Raw genomic sequence first — 1201 nt, 5'->3', positions numbered from 1 at the left:
GGTAATCCTCCCGAAAATTAGGTGAGGCCAGAAGTGGAATTTTCTCGTAACCTTGACCGAGGAGATTCCCTTGAAGAAATCCCGATTTACGGACAGTCAGATCATTGCGATCTTGAAGCAAGCCGAGGCCGGTACGCCGGTTCCGGAGCTGTGCCGCGAGCACGGCATCAGCTCTGCCACGTTCTACAAGTGGCGATCGAAGTATGGCGGCATGGAAGCGTCCATGGTCTCGCGCATGAAGGAGCTGGAGGAAGAGAACCGGCGGCTGAAGAAGATGTATGCCGAGGCGCAGATGAGCGCTGACATCATGAAGGAGGCGCTCTCAAAAAAATGGTGAGGCCATCTCAGCGTCGAGAGGTGGCCCGATGGGCGGTGATCGTCAAAGGCCAAAGCATTCGACGGGCCTGCGCCGACCTCAGCATCAGCGAGACCTGCTATCGCTATCAGGCGAAGCAGTCGAGCGAGAACGAGCGAATCGCCGAGTGGCTGATGCGCGTGACTGAAAACCAGCGCAACTGGGGCTTCGGGCTATGTTTCCTGTACCTTCGCAACGTGAAAGGCTTCGGCTGGAATCACAAGCGCGTGTACCGGATCTACCGCGAACTGGAGTTGAATCTTCGGATCAGGCCGAAGAAGCGGCTGCTGCGCGAAGCGCCGGTGCCGCTGACGATCCCTGCCGAAAAGAATCAAGTCTGGTCGATGGACTTCATGCACGATGCGCTCGGCGACGGCCGCAACTTCCGGCTCTTCAATGTGCTGGACGACTTCAACCGCGAGGGCCTGGCGATCGAAGTCGACCTATCTTTGCCATCGGCGCGTGTCATTCGCACGCTGCAGCAGGTGATCGATTGGCGTGGCAAGCCGCAGGCGATTCGTTGTGATAATGGCCCGGAATACATCAGCGGCACGCTGCTGCAGTGGGCAGCTGAGCGACAGATCCGGATCGAGTACATCCAGCCCGGCAAGCCGCAACAGAACGCCTACGTCGAACGCTACAATCGCACGGTACGATACGACTGGCTTGCGCAGCACATCTTCGCTTCGATCGATGAAGTCCAAGAGGCCGCGACCCGCTGGCTCTGGACGTACAACAATGAGCGTCCCAACATGGCGCTAGGTGGGTTCACGCCGATACAGAAGTTGGCGATGGCTGCTTAGTTCCTTTCCACTTCTGGCTGCAGCTATAAACGGGGGGATTACC

Annotated in this window: 1 protein-coding gene; it reads left to right on the top strand. The window is 58.0% G+C overall.

Annotation, left to right across the window (positions count from 1 at the left end; genetic code table 11):
• Window positions 1-70: 70 nt before the first annotated feature.
• A protein-coding gene (locus EK373_RS32950; RefSeq protein ID WP_232831469.1) for an IS3 family transposase occupies window positions 71-1158 on the top strand; the annotation gives its coding sequence in 2 pieces (ribosomal slippage) (window positions 71-323 and window positions 323-1158; 1089 coding nt in all).
• The last annotated feature ends 43 nt before the right edge of the window (window positions 1159-1201 follow it).

The sequence above is a fragment of the Peristeroidobacter agariperforans genome (genome assembly GCF_004138335.1).
Taxonomy (GTDB): Bacteria; Pseudomonadota; Gammaproteobacteria; order Steroidobacterales; family Steroidobacteraceae; genus Steroidobacter; species Steroidobacter agariperforans.
Note: the sequence above shows the minus strand (reverse complement) of the source record. Positions and strands in the feature narration are given on the sequence as shown.